Raw genomic sequence first — 1,821 nt, 5'->3', positions numbered from 1 at the left:
CCGGAAGGCTGCGGCAAGATCGTCACTGAGCCGGTGCGCTCCGGTCAGAGTGTGACTGTCGGCCAAGGCGATCTGACCGTTCTGGCCTCAGTCGGCTCCGGGGCGGAAGTTGCCGCGTCGGGCAGCATCCATGTTTATGGTGCGCTGCGGGGCCGGGCTTTTGCAGGCTGCGGCGGCGATCAGAATGCCCGCATCTTCTGTCATAAGCTGGAGGCGGAGCTGGTGGCCATCACGGGCATTCATCTTGTCAGCGAAGACTTTCCCGCCCATCTGCGCTCCAAAGCTGCGCAGGTGCGTCTGCACGGCGGTCGGCTTCATATCACAGCGTTGTAGCTCATTGAAAAAAGGAGAGCGAATTTGACCAAGATTATCGTAGTCACGTCAGGCAAGGGAGGTGTCGGCAAAACCACCACCAGCGCGGCCTTTGCGATGGGCTTGGCCTTGGAGGGCCATAAAACGGTCGTCATTGATTTTGATGTCGGGCTGCGGAACCTTGACTTGGTCATGGGCTGCGAACGGCGGGTGGTGTATGATTTTGTCAATGTGATCAACAAAGAGGCCCGTCTTAATCAGGCTCTGATCCGCGACAAGCGCACTGAAAACCTCTACATCCTGCCTGCCTCCCAGACCAAGGACAAAGAGTCGCTGACCATGGACGGCGTGGAATGGGTGCTGAGCGAGCTGGCCGACAGCTTTGATTATATTGTCTGCGATTCGCCGGCAGGGATCGAGCACGGCGCATTCATGGCCATGTATTTCGCCGACGAGGCCCTTGTGGTGACCAATCCGGAGATTTCCTCAGTGCGCGATTCGGACCGCATCCTCGGCCTGCTGGCCAGCAAGACCAGACGGGTGATTGAAAACCGCAGCCCGGTCAAAGAGCATCTTCTTCTCACCCGCTACTCGCCGGAACGTGTGCAGAAAGGCGAGATGCTGTCAGTGAAGGATATTCAGGATATTCTGTCTATCCCGCTGCTGGGGGTCATCCCGGAATCCGAGGCCGTGCTGACCGCCTCCAACCAAGGCGTGCCTGTGATCGCCAACCGCAGCAGCGAGGCAGGCATGGCCTATCATGACTGCGTGGCCCGCTTCCTCGGCGAAGATGTGGAGATGCGTTTTATTGACCCGAAAAAGAAGGGTCTGTTCAGCAAACTCTTCGGGGGAAATTGACATGGGTCTGTTTGACTATTTCAATGCCAATCGGCGCTCAGCTGAGGTGGCCAAAGAACGGTTGAGCATTCTGATCGCCAGAGACAAAATTCAGCGCAACCGGCCGTCCTTCCTTCCCCAGCTTCAGGATGAGATATTGGCGGTGATCAAAAAATACGTGGATATCAATCAGGATGATGTCTCGATCACATTGGACCGGGAGAATGACTGCGAAATTTTGGAAGTGAACATCGCTCTGCCGGAGAAATCCTGCCAGCAGCGGACGGACACGCCGCCCGCTGCTGAACCGCCACGGGAGCCTTAGGCGTAGCCGAGAAAGCGGTCGGTTCTGATTTGCTCCGGGCCGATGCCGAGCGAAGCGAGCTGGCTTTCCACTGCCTTGACCATCATCGGCGGGCCGGAGATAAGAAAGATTGCCTCATCCAACTCAGGCAGTTCGCTGCGGATGATTTCTGCGCTGATCAGCCCGGCGTGCGCCTTCAGCCTGCCGCCTGGATGTTGCAGGACGTGAATCAGCCGAAACTGCGGCAGAGCCAGTCCGGTCAGATCCTCCGCAAAGGCGATGTCGTTTTCATCCTGATTGCCGTAGATCAGGGTGACTATGCGGCGGTCATGCCGGTGCGCGAGATCAGCGAGGATGCTGCGGATGGG

4 protein-coding genes are annotated in these 1,821 nt (G+C 57.8%); 3 read left to right on the top strand and 1 reads right to left on the bottom strand.

From position 1 onward, the window contains the following. The 3 genes from minC to minE all read left to right on the top strand — a co-directional run. Positions 1 to 333 (top strand): septum site-determining protein MinC (gene minC, locus ACNKID_RS04490; RefSeq protein ID WP_417912240.1); only part of this gene is annotated, 333 nt, incomplete at its 5' end. A gap of 24 nt (positions 334 to 357) precedes the next feature. After that, positions 358 to 1,170 carry a septum site-determining protein MinD gene (minD, locus tag ACNKID_RS04485; protein ID WP_417912239.1) on the top strand — a complete coding sequence of 271 codons (813 nt, stop codon included), beginning with the start codon at positions 358 to 360 and terminating at the stop codon, positions 1,168 to 1,170. Position 1,171: 1 nt separating this feature from the next. Further along, complete coding sequence (gene minE, locus ACNKID_RS04480) at positions 1,172 to 1,474, top strand: cell division topological specificity factor MinE (RefSeq protein WP_417912238.1); 303 nt, start codon at positions 1,172 to 1,174, stop codon at positions 1,472 to 1,474. Here the strand turns inward: minE and ACNKID_RS04475 are convergent. Next, positions 1,471 to 1,821, bottom strand: a 351-nt coding sequence (locus ACNKID_RS04475; protein ID WP_417912237.1) for a ferredoxin--NADP reductase, incomplete at its 5' end; no start/stop codon positions are given. The genes minE and ACNKID_RS04475 overlap by 4 nt on opposite strands.

The sequence above is a fragment of the Candidatus Electronema sp. TJ genome (assembly GCF_048287355.1).
Taxonomy (GTDB): Bacteria; Desulfobacterota; Desulfobulbia; order Desulfobulbales; family Desulfobulbaceae; genus Electronema.
This window is presented reverse-complemented; position numbering and strand designations above follow the sequence as displayed.